At 69.0% G+C, this 18,935-nt stretch carries 18 protein-coding genes; 8 read left to right on the top strand and 10 right to left on the bottom strand.

Features of this window, described 5'->3' with window-relative positions; translation table 11 throughout:
- Nucleotides 1–198 precede the first annotated feature (198 nt).
- From BLQ91_RS11220 to BLQ91_RS11205, 4 genes are all read right to left on the bottom strand, one after another.
- Nucleotides 199–834, bottom strand: a complete 636-nt coding sequence (locus BLQ91_RS11220) for a class I SAM-dependent methyltransferase (RefSeq protein ID WP_090096785.1) — start codon at nucleotides 832–834, stop codon at nucleotides 199–201.
- 89 nt (nucleotides 835–923) lie between these two features.
- Nucleotides 924–1,364, bottom strand: coding sequence for a glycine-rich domain-containing protein (locus tag BLQ91_RS11215; protein WP_090096642.1), 441 nt, complete (start codon nucleotides 1,362–1,364; stop codon nucleotides 924–926).
- 300 nt (nucleotides 1,365–1,664) lie between these two features.
- Nucleotides 1,665–1,892, bottom strand: a complete 228-nt coding sequence (locus BLQ91_RS41185) for a hypothetical protein (protein WP_090096641.1) — start codon at nucleotides 1,890–1,892, stop codon at nucleotides 1,665–1,667.
- A complete protein-coding gene (locus BLQ91_RS11205) occupies nucleotides 1,889–2,107 on the bottom strand; it encodes a hypothetical protein (RefSeq protein ID WP_143022595.1) in 219 nt (72 codons plus the stop codon). Before BLQ91_RS11205 ends, BLQ91_RS41185 begins: the two co-directional genes overlap by 4 nt.
- A 521-nt stretch (nucleotides 2,108–2,628) precedes the next feature.
- On the opposite strand from BLQ91_RS11205, the gene BLQ91_RS11200 reads away from it, so the two are divergent.
- Nucleotides 2,629–4,005 (top strand): helix-turn-helix transcriptional regulator, encoded by a 1,377-nt coding sequence (locus tag BLQ91_RS11200; protein WP_090096639.1) that lies wholly within the window; start codon nucleotides 2,629–2,631, stop codon nucleotides 4,003–4,005.
- 14 nt (nucleotides 4,006–4,019) lie between these two features.
- Nucleotides 4,020–4,382: a hypothetical protein gene (locus tag BLQ91_RS11195; protein ID WP_090096638.1), complete on the top strand. Its 363-nt coding sequence runs from the start codon at nucleotides 4,020–4,022 to the stop codon at nucleotides 4,380–4,382.
- 429 nt (nucleotides 4,383–4,811) lie between these two features.
- Here BLQ91_RS11195 and BLQ91_RS11190 read toward each other — a convergent pair whose 3' ends face one another.
- Nucleotides 4,812–5,372: an EF-hand domain-containing protein gene (locus BLQ91_RS11190; RefSeq protein ID WP_176959669.1), complete on the bottom strand. Its 561-nt coding sequence runs from the start codon at nucleotides 5,370–5,372 to the stop codon at nucleotides 4,812–4,814.
- A gap of 495 nt (nucleotides 5,373–5,867) precedes the next feature.
- Between BLQ91_RS11190 and BLQ91_RS11185 the strand changes: the two genes are divergently transcribed.
- From BLQ91_RS11185 to BLQ91_RS11175, 3 genes are all read left to right on the top strand, one after another.
- Nucleotides 5,868–7,241, top strand: a complete 1,374-nt coding sequence (locus BLQ91_RS11185) for an MFS transporter (protein WP_245733323.1) — start codon at nucleotides 5,868–5,870, stop codon at nucleotides 7,239–7,241.
- Nucleotides 7,242–7,991 (top strand): isocitrate lyase/PEP mutase family protein, encoded by a 750-nt coding sequence (locus tag BLQ91_RS11180; protein WP_090096637.1) that lies wholly within the window; start codon nucleotides 7,242–7,244, stop codon nucleotides 7,989–7,991. It begins immediately after the preceding gene.
- A 64-nt stretch (nucleotides 7,992–8,055) separates the two neighbouring features.
- A complete protein-coding gene (locus BLQ91_RS11175; protein ID WP_245733322.1) occupies nucleotides 8,056–9,108 on the top strand; it encodes an RNA polymerase subunit sigma-70 in 1,053 nt (350 codons plus the stop codon).
- Nucleotides 9,109–9,260: 152 nt separating this feature from the next.
- On the opposite strand, the gene BLQ91_RS11170 is transcribed toward BLQ91_RS11175, so the two are convergent.
- Together BLQ91_RS11170 and BLQ91_RS11165 are read right to left on the bottom strand one after the other, a co-directional pair.
- Complete coding sequence (locus BLQ91_RS11170) at nucleotides 9,261–9,503, bottom strand: hypothetical protein (protein ID WP_090096636.1); 243 nt, start codon at nucleotides 9,501–9,503, stop codon at nucleotides 9,261–9,263.
- A 278-nt stretch (nucleotides 9,504–9,781) separates the two neighbouring features.
- Nucleotides 9,782–10,264, bottom strand: coding sequence for a hypothetical protein (locus BLQ91_RS11165; protein WP_218130222.1), 483 nt, complete (start codon nucleotides 10,262–10,264; stop codon nucleotides 9,782–9,784).
- A 310-nt stretch (nucleotides 10,265–10,574) separates the two neighbouring features.
- Here BLQ91_RS11165 and BLQ91_RS11160 point away from each other — a divergent pair, with 310 nt between their 5' ends.
- Nucleotides 10,575–12,707 (top strand): ATP-binding protein, encoded by a 2,133-nt coding sequence (locus BLQ91_RS11160; protein ID WP_176959668.1) that lies wholly within the window; start codon nucleotides 10,575–10,577, stop codon nucleotides 12,705–12,707.
- 110 nt (nucleotides 12,708–12,817) lie between these two features.
- On the opposite strand, the gene BLQ91_RS11155 is transcribed toward BLQ91_RS11160, so the two are convergent.
- On the bottom strand, nucleotides 12,818–13,675 hold the full coding sequence (locus BLQ91_RS11155; protein ID WP_218130221.1) for an NAD-dependent epimerase/dehydratase family protein: 858 nt from the start codon (nucleotides 13,673–13,675) through the stop codon (nucleotides 12,818–12,820).
- A gap of 193 nt (nucleotides 13,676–13,868) precedes the next feature.
- Between BLQ91_RS11155 and BLQ91_RS11150 the strand changes: the two genes are divergently transcribed.
- Nucleotides 13,869–14,471 carry a TetR/AcrR family transcriptional regulator gene (locus BLQ91_RS11150; RefSeq protein WP_090096780.1) on the top strand — a complete coding sequence of 201 codons (603 nt, stop codon included), beginning with the start codon at nucleotides 13,869–13,871 and terminating at the stop codon, nucleotides 14,469–14,471.
- A 44-nt stretch (nucleotides 14,472–14,515) separates the two neighbouring features.
- On the opposite strand, the gene BLQ91_RS11145 is transcribed toward BLQ91_RS11150, so the two are convergent.
- Together BLQ91_RS11145 and BLQ91_RS11140 are read right to left on the bottom strand one after the other, a co-directional pair.
- Nucleotides 14,516–14,854 carry a DUF1330 domain-containing protein gene (locus BLQ91_RS11145; protein ID WP_245733321.1) on the bottom strand — a complete coding sequence of 113 codons (339 nt, stop codon included), beginning with the start codon at nucleotides 14,852–14,854 and terminating at the stop codon, nucleotides 14,516–14,518.
- 152 nt (nucleotides 14,855–15,006) lie between these two features.
- On the bottom strand, nucleotides 15,007–15,837 hold the full coding sequence (locus BLQ91_RS11140; protein ID WP_090096633.1) for a S1 family peptidase: 831 nt from the start codon (nucleotides 15,835–15,837) through the stop codon (nucleotides 15,007–15,009).
- Nucleotides 15,838–16,647: 810 nt separating this feature from the next.
- Between BLQ91_RS11140 and BLQ91_RS11135 the strand changes: the two genes are divergently transcribed.
- On the top strand, nucleotides 16,648–18,870 hold the full coding sequence (locus BLQ91_RS11135) for an MMPL family transporter (protein ID WP_090096632.1): 2,223 nt from the start codon (nucleotides 16,648–16,650) through the stop codon (nucleotides 18,868–18,870).
- The last annotated feature ends 65 nt before the right edge of the window (nucleotides 18,871–18,935 follow it).

The raw sequence follows: 18,935 nt of genomic DNA, 5'->3' as shown, positions 1-18,935 counted from the left end.
CCGCCAATGATGGTGGCGGTCGTGCGGGTCGCAGGCATGGATGAGCAGCACGCGGTCGTGAGCATCGAGCAGCAGCACCCGAGCGCCGATGCGTGGGGTGGCGGCAGTAGACATCCGGTGGGTTCCTCGCAGTCGGCCGACTGTCGGCAACATGGTGGGGTCGCGTATGCCGAAGCAGTCGTGATGGCGATCTTGGGATCAGGTGGCGGATGCGTACACGAGGACGGTGCCGGGCTTGCCGGGTTCGGGTGCGTCAATGACCTCGGCGGCGGCGTCGGCGAAGCCCGTGTCGGTGAGCAGGTCGGTCCATCGGGTAGGAGCAAGGTGCCACTGTCGGATGACCTGGCCGGGCTTGTATTCCTGAGGGCTGGCTGGGGGGTGCGAGAACGCGAAAATACCTTCATCACTGACTCGTTTGCGCACCAGGGGAAAGAGGATTTCCGGATCGGTGAACCAGACGGCGCCGAAGATCGAGTAGACGATGTCGAACGTCGTGGTTGTGGTGGCGAGGTATTCGACAGCGTCGGCTGTGGCGAATGTGATCTCGCCCAGGTTGCCCCACGTCTGTTGTGCTGTGTGGGCGCGGCTGGGGGCGATGTCGATGCCGGTGCAGACAGCGCCCAAGGTCGCCAGGTGAGCGAGGTTGGCGCCGGCTCCGGAGCCGAGTTCCAGCACGCGCTTGCCCTTGAGGTCTCCGAGCACGGACTCGTCTGGCCCGTGGTCGGGGTACTGGGTCCAATTCAGCCAGGTCGATGCTCCTGCGGCGTTCACCGGTCGACGCGGCGTGTACTTGGCGGCGTACCGCTCCCATATCTCTGCTTGGGGGCTGTTCACCAACGGTCCTTCCTCGGGGAGTCCCTCGTCCCGCCCTAGAGAGGGCACAGGACGAGGGACCGTATCAGCGGTGGTGCGGTATGCCGGTGCTACTTGGGGCTGTCGTGGCAGCCGGCGTAGCACTGGTTGCAGTCTGCGGCTTTGGCATTCCAGAGCTCGGTATCGAGTGGGAACCCGGCCGCACGGATGGCGCGGATCGTGCTGTTCAGGACCAGCGGGCCTTCTTCACCGTCCTCGGGCAGGTGCGGGATGTGGTGGATGTAGCGGCCCGCGTTCTCCTCACAGAAAGCGAAGTAGTGGGGCGTGTCGAGAGTGAAGCTGTGGACGCCCTTGTCGACGGCCGGCGTGGGTCCCATCGGAAGGTCCGGGTTCTCGCCCGCGACGACGAGGTAAGCGATGGTCTGGCCGAAGGTGCGCTCGGCCAGGTCTCGATCCATGTCGTGGTCGCGCATGATCAGCCGGACCTCGCGGTCCCACACCTCAGCCGACACACAAGTGCGCGGGTCGCGCAGGGTCGTTGCAGTGGTCATAATTGCTTCTCCTCACATGGTGCGATTTTCTCAGGCCGCGTGCATGCGCGGCTGGTGCGCCTGCGGGACACACCAGTCAGTGGGGCCACGACGGAATGTGTCGTGGTGGTGCGGCACGTGTCGCAGATCAGCCAGCGACTCGCTGCATACGTGTTGGCGAGGGGTTGACCCGCAGATCTCCCCACACATCGCCGGTAGCGCACGCTCATCTATGCGGAGCCGTGAGCGAGGCGGCGCTGTCGATGGTGTGCCGGGCTTGAGCGATCACGTCACACAGGAGCTGCGAGGGCGTCATTGCGGCTAACCTGCCTGGCCCGACCATCTGTTGTGGTCAGCGAGCAGCTGCTCGCTGACGGCGGGCATGACGATGGTGTGAAACTCGTTGCCCGGCCAATCCCATTCAGTCCCGGCCTCGTTCCAGTGCAGCCGCACCGGGCGTCCTTCATCAACCGCGGCTTGGATCAGCTCGCGCACTGTGACGCCCCACCGGTCTCCGTCGCGGTGGACGTGCTGCGCCACCACCGTCACACGTACCAACTGCGGTCGATGACGCGTTGCCCAACCTTCACCAGGCACTTCTGGCAGAACTTGCCGTTCGAGCAGTGCTGCGCATGCTCGATCAGCAACACTTTGTCGCACTCGGTGTCCACAGTGCCGTCGTTGGCACCAGCCTCCGCCTGGCTGCGCGGGATCGCGTGGGACTCGCCGTCGTGCGGCGAGACCCACCACACGAACTCGCTCACCACCGCTCCTGCCGCGTCAGCATGGCGGTAGCGAGCATGCGCGCCGAAAGTCCGCAAGACAGGCTCAGCGGCCGGCCGGTCAGCTTTGATCGCGACCGACGGAACAACGGCCGCCAATGTGGTTCGCGATCGTCAGGAGGCTCGGCGAGCAAGACGGGCATGATCGGGTGTCCTTCGGGCTCGGCGCCTGCCGCACAGCACGGGAAGCGGAGTACGGCGTCGTGAACGCGATGCCGCGGCCGGGACCATCGAGGAGGTCACCAACCGCGACATTGCCGCTCGGTCCGCCACGCAACCTGTAACCGTCGCCGAGTACGGCAAGAGGGGTATGCATGCTGGTCATCGACGCCTCCTCAGTTATGTTGAGACTCGGATCACGTTGCCAGGTGCACACAACCGGTAACGGCGTGCGAGCACCACGACCGCGATGCGGCAGGATGGCGACACCAGGCGACATGCGGGCGCCTGACCAGCGGTGACTCGACCGAAGTAATTCGGCGGGCGGCACGGGAGGCGCAGGGATGACCGAAGAGCAGCACCCTCTCGCGCGTCGCCGCCTTGAACTCGATCTCACGCAGGAAGGCCTCGCTGAACAAACCGGCGTTGATCGCCGGACAGTTCAACGCTGGGAAGCCGGGGAGCGCGTGCCACAGCTGTTGACACGCAACATGCTCGCGAAAGCGTTGCGACTGACCAGGAAACAGCTCGACGCCCTCTTCACTGGGACGCCCGGCGCTACACGTTCAGGCGGCAGGCAGGCAGACTGGGGGGCGGCACCCGGCGCAGGCGCGGCGTTTCGGGAGCAGGCCCTGAGCGGCCACCTCGCACAACGAGGCGGCGAACGGAACCTCGATGACCCCGAGTTGGCTCTTGCTTACCGCCGCCAGCAGGACCCCGCGGAGATTGACGATATGCACCGTCGTGAAGCACTACGCGCGTTCAGCATGGTCGGCACCATGCTGGCACTGTGGTCGGCCGACAGCGGCACGCCCGCCGCCACCGACTTCGATGCCGAGGACTACACCAAGCTCAACAGTCACCTCTGGCAGGTCTACGCACTCGCCCCATCCAAAGCGCAGGTCCTGCCGGTCGTGCGCACCCAACTCGGCGTGCTGAACACCCAGCTGCAGTGCAGCCGCAGCCTGGCGGTCAAGCGGCGCATCTGCGCCGCCGCCGGTGACCTCTACCAGCTCAAAGGCGAAATCCACTTCGACGGCAACGACTACACCGCAGCCGCCGACAGCTACAGCCTTGCCGCCCACGCCAGCGAAACCGCCGGCGACTTCGACCTGTGGGCCTGCGCGATGACCCGGCACTCGTTCCTGTCGGTCTACGAGCGCCGGTTCGGCGAGGCCGCGCCCATGCTCGACCTCGCCGCTGAGCTCGCCCGCCGCGGCGACCCCAGCCTCTCCACCCGACATTGGGTCGCGGTCGTCCAAGCCGAAACCCACGCCGGGCTCGGCGACCTGGCCGCCTGTCAGCGCGCGCTCGACGCCGCCGAAGAAGTGCGCGCACTGACCGGGACGATCCACAACGGCGGATGGCTGCGGTTCGACGGCGCCAGGCTCGCCGAGGAACGCGGCACCTGCTACGCCTCCCTCGGACGCCACGACCTCGCCGAAGTCGCGCTCACCGACGCACTGCGCCAAAAGCTCACTCCCCGACGGCGTGCCAGCGTGCTCGCCGATCTGGCCGTGATCGGCGCCCAACAGCGCGACGCCGACCGCGTCATCAGTTACGCCAACGCGGTCCTCGCCGAGGCCCGCAACACTGGCTCCGACGTCATCCGCCGCAAACTCACCGGCCTCCATCGGCACTTGGTGCCGTTGCTCGCCGACAAGCAGGTGCAACGCCTCAGCGGTGAGATCAAGGCCCTGACAGGTTTTTCGTCCCGATAGGACAGGAGCACGACGTGCAGGACGACCGCGGCCGCATCTTCCGCGAAGCTTGGATCGCCGGCATCGCCGAGCACTTCCCCGGCACCCCCAAGGACAGCTACATCACGCCCTGGGACGAGACCCCGGGTTGGGAGAGGGCCTGCGCAAGCGCGGTCTACGACTACGTTGCCGACTTCATCAAAGCCGGTGATGACACGGCGAAGCTGAGCCGCGTGCAAAAAGGACAGTTCGTCGCGGTGTGCTGGCGCGAACAGGTCCGCAAGCACGTCGCAGAGCCGAAACCCTCCCACATCCCCGCTTGGAACGACATGCCTGAGTGGTGGCGGCAGACCGACTGCGACATCTTCGAGACGATCGAACGGCACATCAACCGGTAGCAGCGAAGTTGATGTCCTTGCGATCGTCGACGAACTCGTCCTTGGCTCCCTCCATAAGCTTTCGAGGGAGTCGACCGCTGGGCCGTTATAACAGATCGCGCGCTGACCCACGGCGGCTGCTGCCGAACTTCATGCGGCGGGCGATCACGGTGTGATGCCTTGGTCACAGACCAGTGCTCGAGCCGCGAGACCACCCCCTGCGCGTGCGGGGAGCACCGGCCCGCCCAAACCGGTCACGCTTGCCGCTGGGAGGTCGAGCAGGCCAGCCAATCATGTGGTGACCAGGCTTCTGGGCGCGGGTTTGGCGATGGCGGCGAAGAACCCGGCGGCTGTATCAACGCCCGGTCGACGTGCTGCGGGCATTGTGCGACTCCGACTTCCCGGCCTCGCCCGGTACGTGCGCGAAGCCGGTCCGACGGGACGGGGTCCTCAGCTCAGTGCCCGACCTGCCCACCAGTTTCCGGGAGAGTCGGGGTCGGTGCTCGTCCAGTAGTCCACGCACGCCCGGACGAACTCCTCCGCCGTCAGCAACCCGTCGCTGTCGAGGTCGAGGTGGTCGAACGCCTTCGCGGACTCCTCCTCGGTCAGGTTCGGGAAGTGCCCCTGCTGGAACTTCCGGAACTCGGCCGGGCTGACGTTGCCGTCCGCGTCGGTGTCGGCGATCGCCAGAAATGCCCTGGCGATCGCTCCCACGGTGGCGGAAGCGGCCTGCGGGTCGTCGGCGAGGCTGGCGGTGGAGGCGAGGAACTGCTCGCGGTTGATGGCTTGGCCGCCGTCGGGGATGTGCGGTTCGTGCAGGTCGCGCCAGATGTCCACATAGGCGTCGACGATGCGCTGCTCCTCTGCCGAGCCGGAGGCGTGGCCCAGGACTTCGGCGGCGCGGCGGCCCATCAGGACGTGGTCCTGCTCAGTCAACAGGCCGTCGCCGTCCGCGTCCAGGTGGGCGAAGCCGTGGTTGATCTTGGCTTTGAGCAGGTCGGTGAGAGGCACTGCATCCTCCGGACTGGTGTGGTGGGTACCTGAACCTGCCTACAACATCGGAGGGTCGGGCACGGCCGGGTAGCTCCGTTCGGGTCGGGTCACCACACTGCCGGGTGGAAGCGGAGGGTGAGCGGTCCAAAGGAATCGGTGGCCAGGACCCGCCGATCCGACCCGGCAAGCCACCACAACCGCGAACTCCGGTGAGCCGGTGCAGCATCCGCAGAAGAATTCGCGCACGTGATCGGCGCGCTCACGAACCCGCCGGAGTTCGGCCTCGGGCAGGTTCGGCCAGTACGACGGTCGTCGGTGTCACCGCGGACATCACTCTCCTTGCCGACGTGGGCGGGGCAGGTGTCGCGGTCATCGCGACCGTGCACACCACGACCCCGCCGAACAGGCCGAACTCGAACTGGAGCAGCAACGGATCAACTCTTGTCCCCGGCACCGATTCCTTCTGCCGCTCCCTCGAGTCCACACCTCCGAAGAGCGCAGAAGGAGGACCAAGTGCCGACCCACACGAGGACCGCGGGCGAACCGGCGGTCGAGGGAAGAACCAGGACCTGGGTGCTCGTGATCACCTCGGTCGCGTCGCTGATGGTCGTGCTCGACGCACTGGTGGTCGCGACGGCCCTGACGGCGATCAGGACGGACCTCGGTGCCTCGCTCGCCGAACTGGAGTGGACGGTCAACGCCTACGGGCTGGGTTTCGCCGTGCTGCTCATGACGGCGGCGGCCGTCGGCGACCGGTGGGGGCGGCGGAAGGTGTTCGCCGCCGGGGTGGCGGTGTTCGCGGGGGCGTCGCTGGTGTGTGCCGCGGCCCCGGACGTCGGGACGCTGATCGCGGGGCGGCTGCTCCAGGGTGCCGGGGCGGCGTTCGTCATGCCACTCGCCCTCGCACTGTTGAGCTCGGCCTTCCCGGGGGAGCTCCGGCCGCGCGCACTCGGTGTCTTCGCGAGCGTGAGCGGGGTGGCCGTCCCGCTGGGGCCTCTCGTCGGCGGCGCCGTGGTCGCGGGGGTGTCCTGGCAGTGGATCTTCTGGATCAACGTGCCGATCGGCGCCGCGCTGGCCTTCCTCACCCTCACGAAGATCGGTGAGAGCAGGGGCCCGGACAGCGCCGTCGACGTGCCGGGGCTGGTGCTCGCGGGCGCGGGGACGTTCGGGCTGATGTGGGCGCTGGTCCAGGGCGGTGTGGTGCCCGCGGTGGCCGGATGTGCCACGCTGGTGTTGTTCGTCCTCTGGGAACGCCGTGCCGCCCACCCGATGCTGCCGCTGCACCTGTTCCGCTCGCGGAGGTTCTCCGCCGCCAACGTCGTGATCTTCTTCCACTGGGCTTCGGCGTTCGGGGTGGTGTTCTTCATGGCGCAGTTCCTGCAGACGGGGCTCGGGTACGGGCCGTTGGCCGCAGGGCTCGCGCTGGCGCCGTGGGGACTGACGACGGTGATCGTCCCGCAGTGGGTGGGACGCAGGATCGGCCGGTTCGGTGAGTGGCCCTTCGTCGTGGCGGGGCTCGGGCTGCACGCCCTCGCGATGGTGTGGCTCGCGCTGGTCGCCGGCCCGGCGACCGGGTACGCGGCGATCGTGGTGCCGATGGTGCTCTCCGGAACGGGCATCGCCCTGTGCCTGCCCGCAGCGCAAAGCGCCGTGCTCACATCGGTGGAGCCGCGGTTCCTCGGCAAGGCCTCCGGCGCGTTCAGCTCGATGCGGCAGCTCGGCGGGGCGTTCGGTGTCGCGCTCCTCGTCGTGGGGTTCTCGAAGGCCGGGAGCTACGCGTCGGGCGAGCAGTTCTCCCGCGGCTTCACCGCCGCTGTCCTGACCGGTGCGGCGCTCGCGGTCGTGGGCGCCCTGGCCGGATCACTCATCCCGCGAAAGGTGCGATAGATGTCCGACCTCGAGGTACACGCCGGCCTGCTGCGCGAACTGCACCACGGCTCGATGCTCGTGCTGCCGAACGCGTGGGACGAGCCCAGCGCGGAACTGGTCGTGGAGCTGGGATTCCCGGTCGTGGCGACGTCGAGCGCGGCCGTGGCGGACGTGCTCGGCCACGCGGACGGCGAGAAGGCGCCGTGGCGGGAGATGTTCGCGGCGGTCGCCCGGATCACGCGGACCGTGCCCGTCCCGGTGACCGTGGACGCGGAGGCGGGGTACGGCCTGTCCCCCGACGATTTCGTGGCCGCGCTCCTCGACGCGGGTGCCGTCGGGTGCAACCTGGAGGACACCGATCACCGGCGGGGCGGACTGCTGGACGCCCAGGAGCAGGCAGACCGGCTCGCCGGGGTGCGCGCGGCTGCCGACGCCGCCGGGGTCCCGGTCGTGGTCAACGCCAGGATCGACACGTTCCTGCCGTCGAGCGGCATCGGGGAGGCCGACCGGCTGCCGGAGGCGCTCCGCCGGGCGCGTCTCTACCGCGAGGCGGGTGTCGACTGCGTCTACCCGATCGGCGGGTCCGCCGGGGACACCCTTCCGCCCCTGGTCGCGGAGGGCCCGGTCAACGGCAACACGACCGACGAGCTCGACCTGGAGGCGTTGCGGGCGCTGGGAGTGGCGAGGGTGTCGTTCGGTCCCCGCTTCTACCGGGCAGGAGGCCTGGCGACCATGCGCGACGCCTTGGAACGACTGGGCGCGCGATAGCGATTCCTTTTCGCGGCCGGCGGTGTCCAATGGGTAGTTGACGACCCGCGACCAGGAGCGTGACGTGTCTGCCGAGGTGCTCCCACCGTTGACCAGCGTGCGGCTGCACGACGAGTTCGACCTGCTACGACCGGGGCTGGTCGCGCACTGCTACCGGATGACCGGGTCGTACCAGGACGCCGAGGACGTCGTCCAGGACACGTACCTGCGGGCGGTGCGCGGCAGGGCGGGGTTCGAGGGGCGGTCGTCGGTCAAGACCTGGCTGTACCGGATCGCGACCAACACGTGCGTCAGCGCGCTGTCCCACCGCAGCCGCCGGGTGCTGCCGGCCGGTCTCGGAGCGCCCGAGACCGATCCGGACGCGCGGGTCCACTCCGACGAGTCCATCGCCTGGCTCGAACCGCTGCCCGACGCCCTGCTGCACCACCGCGACGACGAGCCGGGCGAGGTGGTCGTGCTGCGCGAGTCCGTGCGGCTCGCGCTGATCGCGGCACTGCAGTACCTGCCGGTGCGGCAACGGGCGGCGTTGCTGCTGCGGGAGGTCCTGTCGTGGTCGGCCGCCGAGATCGCGGAGACGCTCGGCGTCAGCGTTCCCGCGGTGAAGAGCCTGCTGCAACGGGCCCGCAGGCGGCTCGACGAGCTGGACCTGACGGACCTGAGGCCCCGGCAGCCGGACCTCGAACTCGAACGTGCGCTGCTCGCCCGTTACGTCACTGCGTTCGAGGCGGGCGACTCCGCCGCCATCCGCGAGGTCATCCACGACGACTTCAGCCTCGAGGCCGTGCCGCACCCGGTGTGGTTCCGGGGCGTGCGGGTGTGCGTCCCGTTCCTGGAGAAGAACTTCGCCGCCAGGAACGGAGACGTGAGGATGCTGCCGACGAGGGCCAACGGCCAGCCCGCCGCGGCCGGGTACCGCCGCGACGGCTCCGGGGTCTTGCGCGCCGACTGCCTGTGGGTGCTGACCGTGACCGGCGACCGGATCTCGCGCTCCGTCAAGTTCGAGAACCCCGGCCTGGTCGTCGCCGCCGGTCTCCCGGAACAGCTGACGCCCCAGCTACCGGATTTCGCGCGCGAACGGCTCGCCGGTCGAGCTCGACCGGCGAGCCGTTTGAAGTAAGACGGACTTTTGCTTGTGCAGTGACACGCTCACAAGACCAGGTTGAGCAGGAGGGTCAGCACAACGGAGGCGACCACCGAAAAGGCGATCATCAGGAGGCAGCCGAGACGCCCACCAAGGGGACGGATCTTCACCTGGTTTGTTCCCCTTGTTCAGTGGTCGGCGCCGTCGCGCCGGTGACTGGCGGCCTTGGCCAGTCCGCGGCTGATCATGTAACCGATGGCCAGGAAGGTGATGTAGCGCAACGCCTGTTCGGCGTTGAACGGGTCGGCGGTGTTGGCGTCACCGCTCACCATCAATGCCGTGACCACCACTGCGGCAACCGCAGCGAGGAACACGAAGAACTCCGTGGTCTTGAACGACGACTTGGTCTCTGGATCCGCTCTGTGCGCCACGGGCGCTCCGGTGGCGAGGTCACCCGCGACCCTGCCACCTTGCCAGCCTGAACTCCCGGATATGCCGCCGCCCATCGGACCTGCTGCGCTGGTCATGTCGGTTCTCCTGTCCAGATCGACGACACTTGCATTGCCTGCCGATGGTTGCCCTTGACAGAGCGGCGCAAACCGCAGGCGAGACGCAATCCGATTCCGCTTGCCCCGCCCCATCCGTGGATTTCGAACGGCACGGCCGCCAGGGATCGGCACGACGCCGGTTTTCGTGCGTGCCGCAGGCGTCAGCTCCCGGTGGCGACGAGCACGAGCGCGCGCTCATCCGGCACGAGGTAGACCTTGGCGAACCACCTGTCGGCGGCGAAGGCCCGGTCGAGCCGTTCACCGGTGAGAAAACTGCCACTGGGCAGCTCACCGCGCAGGCCGTCGACGACGTCCGGCGTCTCGCCTGCGGACTCGGGACCGTACGCGGACCTCAGCTCGTCCACCTCGTTCTTCGGCAGCGTGATCACCGCATCGATCCAGTAGGTCGACGGGCCGGGTGCGCGATCGGAGCCGAAGGTGCCCGACATCCAACGCGCCTGCTCCGGAGTGCCCAGGGCCGCGAACCGCTTGGTGAGCGGCTCGAGGTCGGTTCGCAGTTCGCCGGTGCCGGACTTGCCGGCGGCCTCGGTGGTGCGCCCGTTCGTCCCTCCGTTCCACCACGACTGGCAGCCCGCGGTCAGCACCGCGCACAGCAGCACGGCGGTCAACCTGGTGAACCTCACCGGCGCTCCCTGGGGTTGTCCGGGGTCGGCCCCCGGTCGCGGCTCGACCCGCGTGGCTCACGATTCTCGCCCGGTTCCCCGGTCGGCCCACCGGTGGGCGGCCCCCAGATGACGGTCCTGGTGATCGTGCCGTGCGTGTCGAACGGCTTGACTCAGCCGATCTCGGTGAAGCGGCCGTTCTCGACCCGGACGTCGGAATGGCCTTCCCTGTCGAGGAAAGGTGCGCTGTCACGCGGAATAGCGTTCTCTCGATCGGGTGTGCGCGATCGGGCCAGTGATGTCGAGCTGGCGCGCGAATACAGTTTCGTCCATGGGCGAGGCCGGGTCCGTCGATCGTGTGGTCAACAGCGTGGTGGGCGATGTGGCCGGCGCGGTCGTCCAGGCGGGGTCGATCAGCGGTGGCGTCGTGGTCCACCAGGCAGCCTGGCAGACGGCGGTGCCCCGGCAGCTCCCGCCGTCGAGGACCGGCTTCGTGGGGCGCAAGGAGGAACTGGCGGCGCTCGACGCGCTGGTCGAGGACCGTGACGCGGTCGGGATCTCGGTGGTCGACGGCATGGCGGGGGTGGGCAAGTCGTCCCTGGTGGTGCACTGGGCGCACCAGCGCGAGGACCGGTTCCCCGACGGCCAGCTCTACGTGGACCTGCGCGGGTTCGACCCGACGAGCGCGCCCGTGGAGCCGGGTGAGGCCATCTGCGCGTTCCTGGACGCGCTCGGAGTGCCCGGCGAGATGGCGCCCGCGGGGCTCGACCGGCGGGTCGGCCTCTACCGCAGCCTGCTCGCCGGGCGGCGGATGCTGGTCGTTCTGGACAACGCCAGGGACAGCGACCAGGTCACATCCCTCCTGCCCGGGAGCCCGAGCTGTCGAGCGGTGATCACCAGCCGCTACCGGTTGGACGGTGTGGTGGCGCGTTTCGGTGCTCACACCGTCAAGGTGGACGTGCTGGCCGACGACGAGGCGTTGGCCCTGCTCGCCACGGCATTGGGGCAGAACCGCATCGCGGCTGATCCTCGGTCCGCGGCCGAGCTCGTCAGGCAGTGCGCCCGGCTGCCGATCGCGCTCACGATCTTGACGGCCCGGCTCGTCGAGGAACCACACCTGTCATTGCGCACGCTCGCCGCGGAACTGCGCGATCACCGCAGACGCCTCAGCTTCCTCGACTGCGGCGAGGCCGGGCTCGCGGTCGCCTCGGTGTTCTCCTGGTCCTACCACGCCCTCGACTCCGCGGCGGCTGCGCTCTTCCGGCTGCTGGGACTGCATCCAGGACCGGACTTCACCCTGCCGGCACTGGCCTCACTGGCGGGAGCCGGACTCCACGAGGCGCGGGAGCTGGTGCTCGAGCTCAGCCGGGCACACCTCGTCGAGCAGCACAAACCGGGGCGCTACCGGATGCACGACCTGCTGCGGGTGTACGCCCGCGATCGCTGCAACGCCGAAGTCCGCCCCGTGTTCCGCGACCGTGCCCGACACCGGCTGCTGGACCACTACCTGCACACCAGCGTTGCGGCGGACCGGCACATGGACGCCCCTTGGGAGGAAGTCCACATCGGACCGCCGACCGGCGCTGTGACCCTGCGGCACATCGGCAGCCAGGCCGACGCGCTCGCCTGGTTCCGCGCCGAACACGCCGTCCTGCTGAGCGTCCTCGAACACGGCACGGCCCTCGGTTCCGACCACACCTGGCGGCTGGCCCGCGCCATGGCCACCTACCTCGACCGGGGGAACCACCGTGTGGACTTCGTCCACACCCAACGCCTTGCCGTGGCCGCCGCGGAACGTTCAGGCACGCCTCAAGCGCGGGCCATGGCCCACAGGCTCCTCGGCCGCGCTCTCATCCGCGCTCGGCGCCACGAAGAGGCTCGCGAACACCTCCGAGAAGCGTTGCGCCGCTTCGAGGAGCTGGACGACCTGAACGGGTTGTCCCACACCTGCTACGCGCTGGGGTACCTGTACGGCCTGACCGGCGACCGGGCACAGGCCCTCGCCGAGAGCCGCACAGCGCTGGTGCTGTCCCGGCGCGGTGGCCACCAGCTTTGGCAAGCCAAGGCGCTCAACAACATCGGCTGGTGCCACCTGGAGTACGGCGAGCCCGGCGAGGCGCTGTCCCCTTGTCTCCAGGCATTCGACCTGTACCGCACCATCGGCACCGACCCCGACGGCTACGCCCACGTCCTCGAGTGCCTGGGGCGCGCGTACTCGGGTGTCGGCGAGCCGAGGAAGGCCCTGAACTTCTACCGACAGGCGCTCGCGTTGTGCGAACAGCGCGGGAACCACCTCACGCGCTGCACGACTCTCCGCTTCATGGCCACCGACCACGCAACGCTCGGCGACTACGAGGCGGCACGCGCCGCACTGCGCGATGTGGTCGCCACACTGCTACGCCTGGATTCCCCGGAGGCCACCGCGGTGCAGCGCGAACTGGCCGCACTCGACCGACTCGCATAGGAGCGGCGTCGTCCACGGCACGAGCTCCGGCAGGATCACCGAACCACCGCTCCATCACGCGGCGGCGAGAGTGACCTGGTCGCAGATGGCGGCGTCGAGGTCGGTGGCGGTCAGGCCGAAGGTTTCCGCCGTTTCTGTCGCGTCCATGTGGAACGGCGCGTACCACTGGTAGTCCATCTCGGCCGCCTCGCGGGCGATGGGCACGACCAGCCCGGCCGTGCGCATCGCGATGCGGGGCAGCTGGACCAGTTTGGCCGGCGGCCGGCCCGCGGCGATGGCGTAGCGTCGTGCGAGCTCGCGGATGGTGACGGCTGGTGGGGACGGCACGTGCCAGGCCCGACCCCATGCGCGTTCGTCCTGGCGAGCGTAACCAGGGTCTTGGCCATGTCGCCGTTGAAGGTGAAGGTGTGCGGCATGTCCAGGTGCCCGGTGATCCACGCGGCACGGCCCTTCTTCAACGCCGGCTCGATCAGCATGGAGTAGATGCCAACCGCGTCCTTGCCGATGTAGTCGGAGCCGCGGACCTCGGTAGTGCGGATGCCGGCACCGAGGGCCTGTTCCCACATCCGTTTGCGCAGGCGACCTTTGCGCCCGGTGGCGGACATGGGGGTGTGCTCGTCCATCCGGCCATCGGGCTGCGGTCCATAGGCGTAGAGACTGCCGGTGAGCGCCAGGACCGCGTCATTGGCCTTCGCGGCGGCGATCACCGCGGTTCGCAGGGGTGGCGACAAGCGCTCCCACAGGGTGTACGAGGTCGGGTTCGCGCAGTGGTAGATCGCTTTCGCACCGCGGGACAGCTGGGTCATCCGCAACGGGTCGGAGGCGTCCGCGGCTACCCGCTCGACCAGTGGGTGCGCAGGGCCGGAGCCGCTGCGCGTGACGATCCGGACGCTGTCGCCGCGCTCGACCAGCAGGCGGGCGACGTTCGTGCCGATGGAGCCGGCACCGATGATGACATGTTCGGCCATGACGAGCTTCTCCTTGGGGTTCCAGGATCTCGGCCGAAACCGGTGCAGGCCGGCACCCCGACCCGCGTTCCGGCGACTCGGAACGCTAACGACGTTAGATTTCCTAACCTCATTAGCTGAACCAGGTCGGGATGTGGTCGTCAAGGCTCGGCGGCTACTGTCCGACGACACCACCGAAGCGAAGTGGCGGAGCATGCCGACCAGCACGAGACGGGCCCGGGAACGGGTGCGGACCCGCGAGCGGATCATCGAGGCCGCGCTGCACGTCCTCGAGGCGGAGGGCGTCGCGGCGCTGACGATCCGGCGCATCGCGGCCGACATCGAGTACTCCGCACCCGTCGTCTACCAGCACTTCGCCAACAAGGACGCGCTCGTGCTGGAGCTGGTCGCGCACGGCCACCGCCTGATGCTGGCCGAGTTCCGGCAGGCCGCCGAGGAACCCGACATCGACCGGCGCATGATGCGCATCGCATCCGACTACGTCCGGTTCGCCGGCGAGCACCCGCACCTCTACGAGGTCATGAACGGCACAGTGGTCGGCGCGGACGAGCGCCGGCACGCCGCGGAACCGGCCATCGCCGTCCTGAAGGACCTGCTCGCCGCCTGGTCCGACGCACATGACGTCGTGCTGGCCGCCCCCGATGAGGCCTGCGAGATCATCTGGGGCACGCTCTACGGCATGGCCTCACTCGGCTGTCTCGGCACCGTCGGCAACGAACGCGCCCGGCGGCTCGCCGAGCACGCGCTCCGCGCGATCCTCCTCGGCTGGCGAACCGGGGCACCGGGAAACGGGTAGTCCGGCACCGCTGCCGGCCTCAAAGGCCTTGCTACTGGGCCGGATCAGGTCCAGGGGGTGGTCGCCTGGAGCACCGCCTCGGTCAACGCCTCGGTGCGCAACCGCGTCACCTCCTGGTAGTCCGGGTCAGCCACCATGCGGCTGAACGCGGCCCGATCCGGATAGCGCACGACGATCACCGCGTCCCAGCTCTGCCCCTCCTCCGCCACCAGCACCGTGGATCCGGTGCCGGCGTAGAGGACCTCGCCGCCGTAGCGAGGCAGGAACGTCTCGCTCAGATGACGCGCATACTCCCGATAGGCCTCGTCGCCGCCCTCGGCGAACCGGAGCAGGTTCAGCATCACCACCGGCCCGCCCGAGTCCTCGGCGAGCAGTCGCTTCAAGTCCGCACCACGTGGATCAACGGCCATGTGCTCAGCATGCCCTGCCGCACAGCGGTCCGCACCGGTCGATGCTCAGGAGCGCGAAGCACCGGGTGCCGCCGGGCGAGGGGATCGCGGCGGCACCCGGTCACGCCGGACGTTCCGGCGTGGGATCAGCGGTTGGTGTTGATCGTCTTCTGGATCCAGCCGGTGTACGCGGTCGCGTTGGTGTACAGGCCCGGCCCGTTCGCGCAGGGCACGTCCTCGTCACCGGGACCGGAGGTGACGCCGATCAGTTCCCACCGACCCCACTTCCCGCGCTGGAGCTGCGGCCCGCCGGAGTCGCCCGAGCACGCCATGGCGCCCGCCTTCCGGCTCACGGTGCACAGCCGGGTGCGATCGGCGAAACCGGGCGCGCACTCGGACTCGGCAGCGCGCCGGGTGTCGAGCTGCTGGAGGCGCTCAGCGAACTTCCACTCGTCCAGGCCGGCCCCCTCGACCGTGGTGCCGAATCCCAGCAGCCGGGTGGGGGTGCCGGGCGTGCCGGCCCGGTTCGCGATCCGGATCGGCTGCTGGGCGACCGGGCGGTCCAGGCGCACCAGCGCGATGTCGTTGCGGTTGGGCTGCATGCCCGGCAGCACCTGGTAGCCCGGGTGGCGCACCACGCGGTCGATGACCCTGACGGTGCCACCGGAGGTCCGCCGGTCGCTGCCGACGCGCACAGTGCCGTCCAGCACCGCCCCTTCCCCGCTCTGGCCGACGCAGTGCGCTGCCGTCACCACCCACCGCGGGTGGATCAGCGACGCCCCGCACACGCCCTTGGCGTTGCCCGCGCTGGGCACCGTCAACGGGATCGAGGTCATGAACTCATAGCGCTCCGCGGAATCTTCCCCGTTGATGATCGCACCGGCGGTGCCGGTGAGCGCCGTGGTGGCGAACGCACCCGCCAGCAGGACGCCGGCCATCCGAACCACTCCACGGCGCACGGACTTCAGTCTCGACATGCTCTTCCTTCACAACGAAAATGACGAACGAGACCAATCCTTTCCGTTCACTGTGGACGGAACCATGCAGGCAACCCGCCTGTCGGCGTCGAGAGTGCTCGACCGTCGGAGGTGGAGCCCGCACCACCGGAGGACAGGACGAGCAGCAGGCCGCTCGGTGACGTGCGGGCCAAGGTGCTCGAAGCCACCTCCACGAACGTTGTTCCGCTGCGCCGCAGAAAATTCGTGCCGATCACGGTGGACCAGCCGCTGGCGCCCGGCCAGTACCGCCTGATCACGGAGCACGGGACGTACACCCGCGGCATGATCGTCGGGCCGTCGACGGACGAGGTGCAAGCACGACCGACTGGGACTCCCCCGCCTTCTACGCCTCGTTGCCACGCGACCCGGCTGCCCTCCACGACTGACTGCGCACCGGCACGAGCCAGCGCGGTTCTTCATCGGCAACCGCATGATCGCGAGCCCGGAGCACAGCTGCAGCTGGATCGCCGAGGGCACCGTCCTGACGTCGGTGGCGATCACCACCGCGGTCGTCGACAACACCGGCTGATCTGCACGGCGGGTGAGCGGGCCGCGGTGATCCCACCGCGGCCCGCCTACGCCGAATCTGGGGCCGTATAGGGCATGCCGACTGACAGGCGTGAATTTACGGCACGTGACACGGTCACATTTTTGGTTGATTTTCTCTGCGCGCACCCTCTGAGGGACGCTCGATCGGGCGACAAACAAGCGCACCAAACCGGGTGGCAATAGCTTTCGGTGCGACAGGCAGGACGGTCCACCGGCATCCGATGCAGAGGGAGTCGTTGCGTGTTCAAAGCTATCGGCAGGTTCGTCACCGGGCATGCACGCGTCGTCCTCGTGGCCGGAGTGTCGGTGGTGATCGGTGCCGGAATACTCGCCTTCTCCGCGTCCGGTGCTTTGACGACGTCCGGTTTCGGTGACCCGAGTTCGGAGTCCTGGCAGGCGCAGACCCTCATCGAGGAGCGTTTCGGCGGTCGCGCCAACGCCCTGGTCCTGATCACCGCCCGCGACGGCACGGTCGACGACGCGGCGGTCAGGCAGGCCGGCGGCGAGCTGACCGCGCACCTGGCGGCCGACCCCGTGCTGTCCGACGTGACCTCCTACTTCGCCACCGGGGCGCCGCAGTTGCGCTCCGACGACGGCCGGCACGCGCTCGCCCTCGGCCAGTTCTCCGGTGACTTCGCGGACAACGAGAAAACCGTCGAGCGGCTGCGGGAGCGCCATGCCGGCGATCGAGGTGCGATCACCGTCCACATCGGCGGCACGGCGGCGGTCGAACTGGACGCCGACCGGCAGCTCGCCGCTGATCTGCTGCTGGCCGAGCTGATCGCCGTTCCGATGATCCTGCTCCTGCTCGTGCTGGCCTTCCGCACGATCGTGGCCGCGGTACTGCCGGTGCTCATGGGTGGCATCGCGATCGTGTGCACCATCGCCGAGTTGTCGGTCATCGGGTCGCTGACCGACGTGTCGATCTACTCGATCAACATGGCCGTCGGGTTGGGCCTGGGACTCGCCGTCGACTACGCGATGCTGATGACGAGCCGGTTCCGCGAGGAGCTGGCCGCCGGGCTCGACACCTCCGCCGCGGTGGTCCGCACCGTGCAGACCGCCGGTCGGACGATCGTGTTCAGCGCCGTCACGGTGGCCGTCGCGCTCGCCGCGCTGCTGTTGTTCCCGATGTACTTCTTGCGTTCGTTCGCCTACGCCGGGATCGGGGTGGTCACCGCCTCCATGATCAGCGCGGTGCTCGTGCTGCCCGCGCTGCTGACCGTGCTCGGGCCGAAGGTCAACGCGGGTCGCCTGCCGTGGGCGCACCGGTACCCCCTCGGCTCCGGTTCGGCTTTCTGGGGAAGGCTGGCCGGCGCGGCCATGCGGCGGCCGCTGCTCACCGGGGCGCCGGTGGTCGTCCTGCTGCTGCTGGCGGCGGTGCCGCTGCTGCGGGCCGACCTCGGCATGCCCGACGACCGGGTGCTACCCAGTTCGGCCCAGAGCCGGGTGGTGGGCGACGTGTTGCGAACACACTTCGGCAACGAGGACAGCAGGTCGATCCAGGTCGTCATCCAGGGCACCGCCGAGCCGGCCGCGGTCGCCGGTCACGCGCGCCGGATCTCCGAGCTTCCCGGTGTGCTGCGGGTGACGTCCAGCGCGGGAGCGTTCGTCCGCGGTCACGACAGCGGACCGGCTCCCGCCGGCGCCACGCTCGCCCGTGCCGACAGCCAGCGCCTTCTCGTGGCAGCCGAACCCGAACCCAGCTCCGCGCAGGCCCGCGAACTGATCAGCGCGATCCGCGCGCTGCCGGAGCCGGCCGGCACGTCGGTCGTGGTCGGCGGCGAGGCGGCGCTCCTGGCAGACAGCCACGACGCGATCGGAGGCCGGTTGCCGCTGGCGATCGCGTTGATCGCGATCACCACGTTCCTCCTGCTGTTCCTGTTCACCGGGAGCTTGCTGCAGCCGCTGCGGGCGGTGGCGTTCAACGTGCTCGGCCTGTCGGCCACGATCGGCGTGCTGGTGCTGGTCTTCCAGGAGGGGTGGCTGTCGCCGGTTCTCGGCTTCACCCCGTCACCGCTCAACATCTGCATGCTGGTGCTGATGTTCACCATCATCCTCGGACTGTCCATGGACTACGAGCTGTTCGTGGTGAGCCGGATCAAGGAGGCTCACGACCAGGGCATCGACCACCACTCGGCGGTGATCCTCGGCATGTCCCGCACCGGGCGACTCGTGTCCACCGCCGCGGCGCTGATCGCGGTCAGCCTCTTCGCCTTCGCCATCAGCGGCGTGAGCTTCGTCCAGATGTTCGGCATCGGTGCGGGGCTGGCCGTTCTGCTGGACGCCACGCTCATCCGCGGCGTGCTGATGCCGGTCGGCATGCGGCTGCTAGGCCGCCATGCGTGGTGGGCTCCCGCGCCGATGCGCCGCCTGCACCGGCGCGTCGGTCTTCGCGAGGCGTCGGAACCGCCCGCCCACAAGATCCCGGCACTTCATCCGCTGCCCGAAGCCGCCCGGTAGTGCGCGCACCCCGGCACCGCTCATGGCGGATCGGCGGTGACCAGCTAGCCCACGCGATCAGTGCG

The organism is Lentzea jiangxiensis, assembly GCF_900104175.1.
GTDB lineage: Bacteria > Actinomycetota > Actinomycetes > Mycobacteriales > Pseudonocardiaceae > Lentzea > Lentzea jiangxiensis.
The sequence above is the reverse complement of the archived record's forward strand: the minus strand, read 5'-3'. Positions and strand labels throughout refer to the sequence as shown.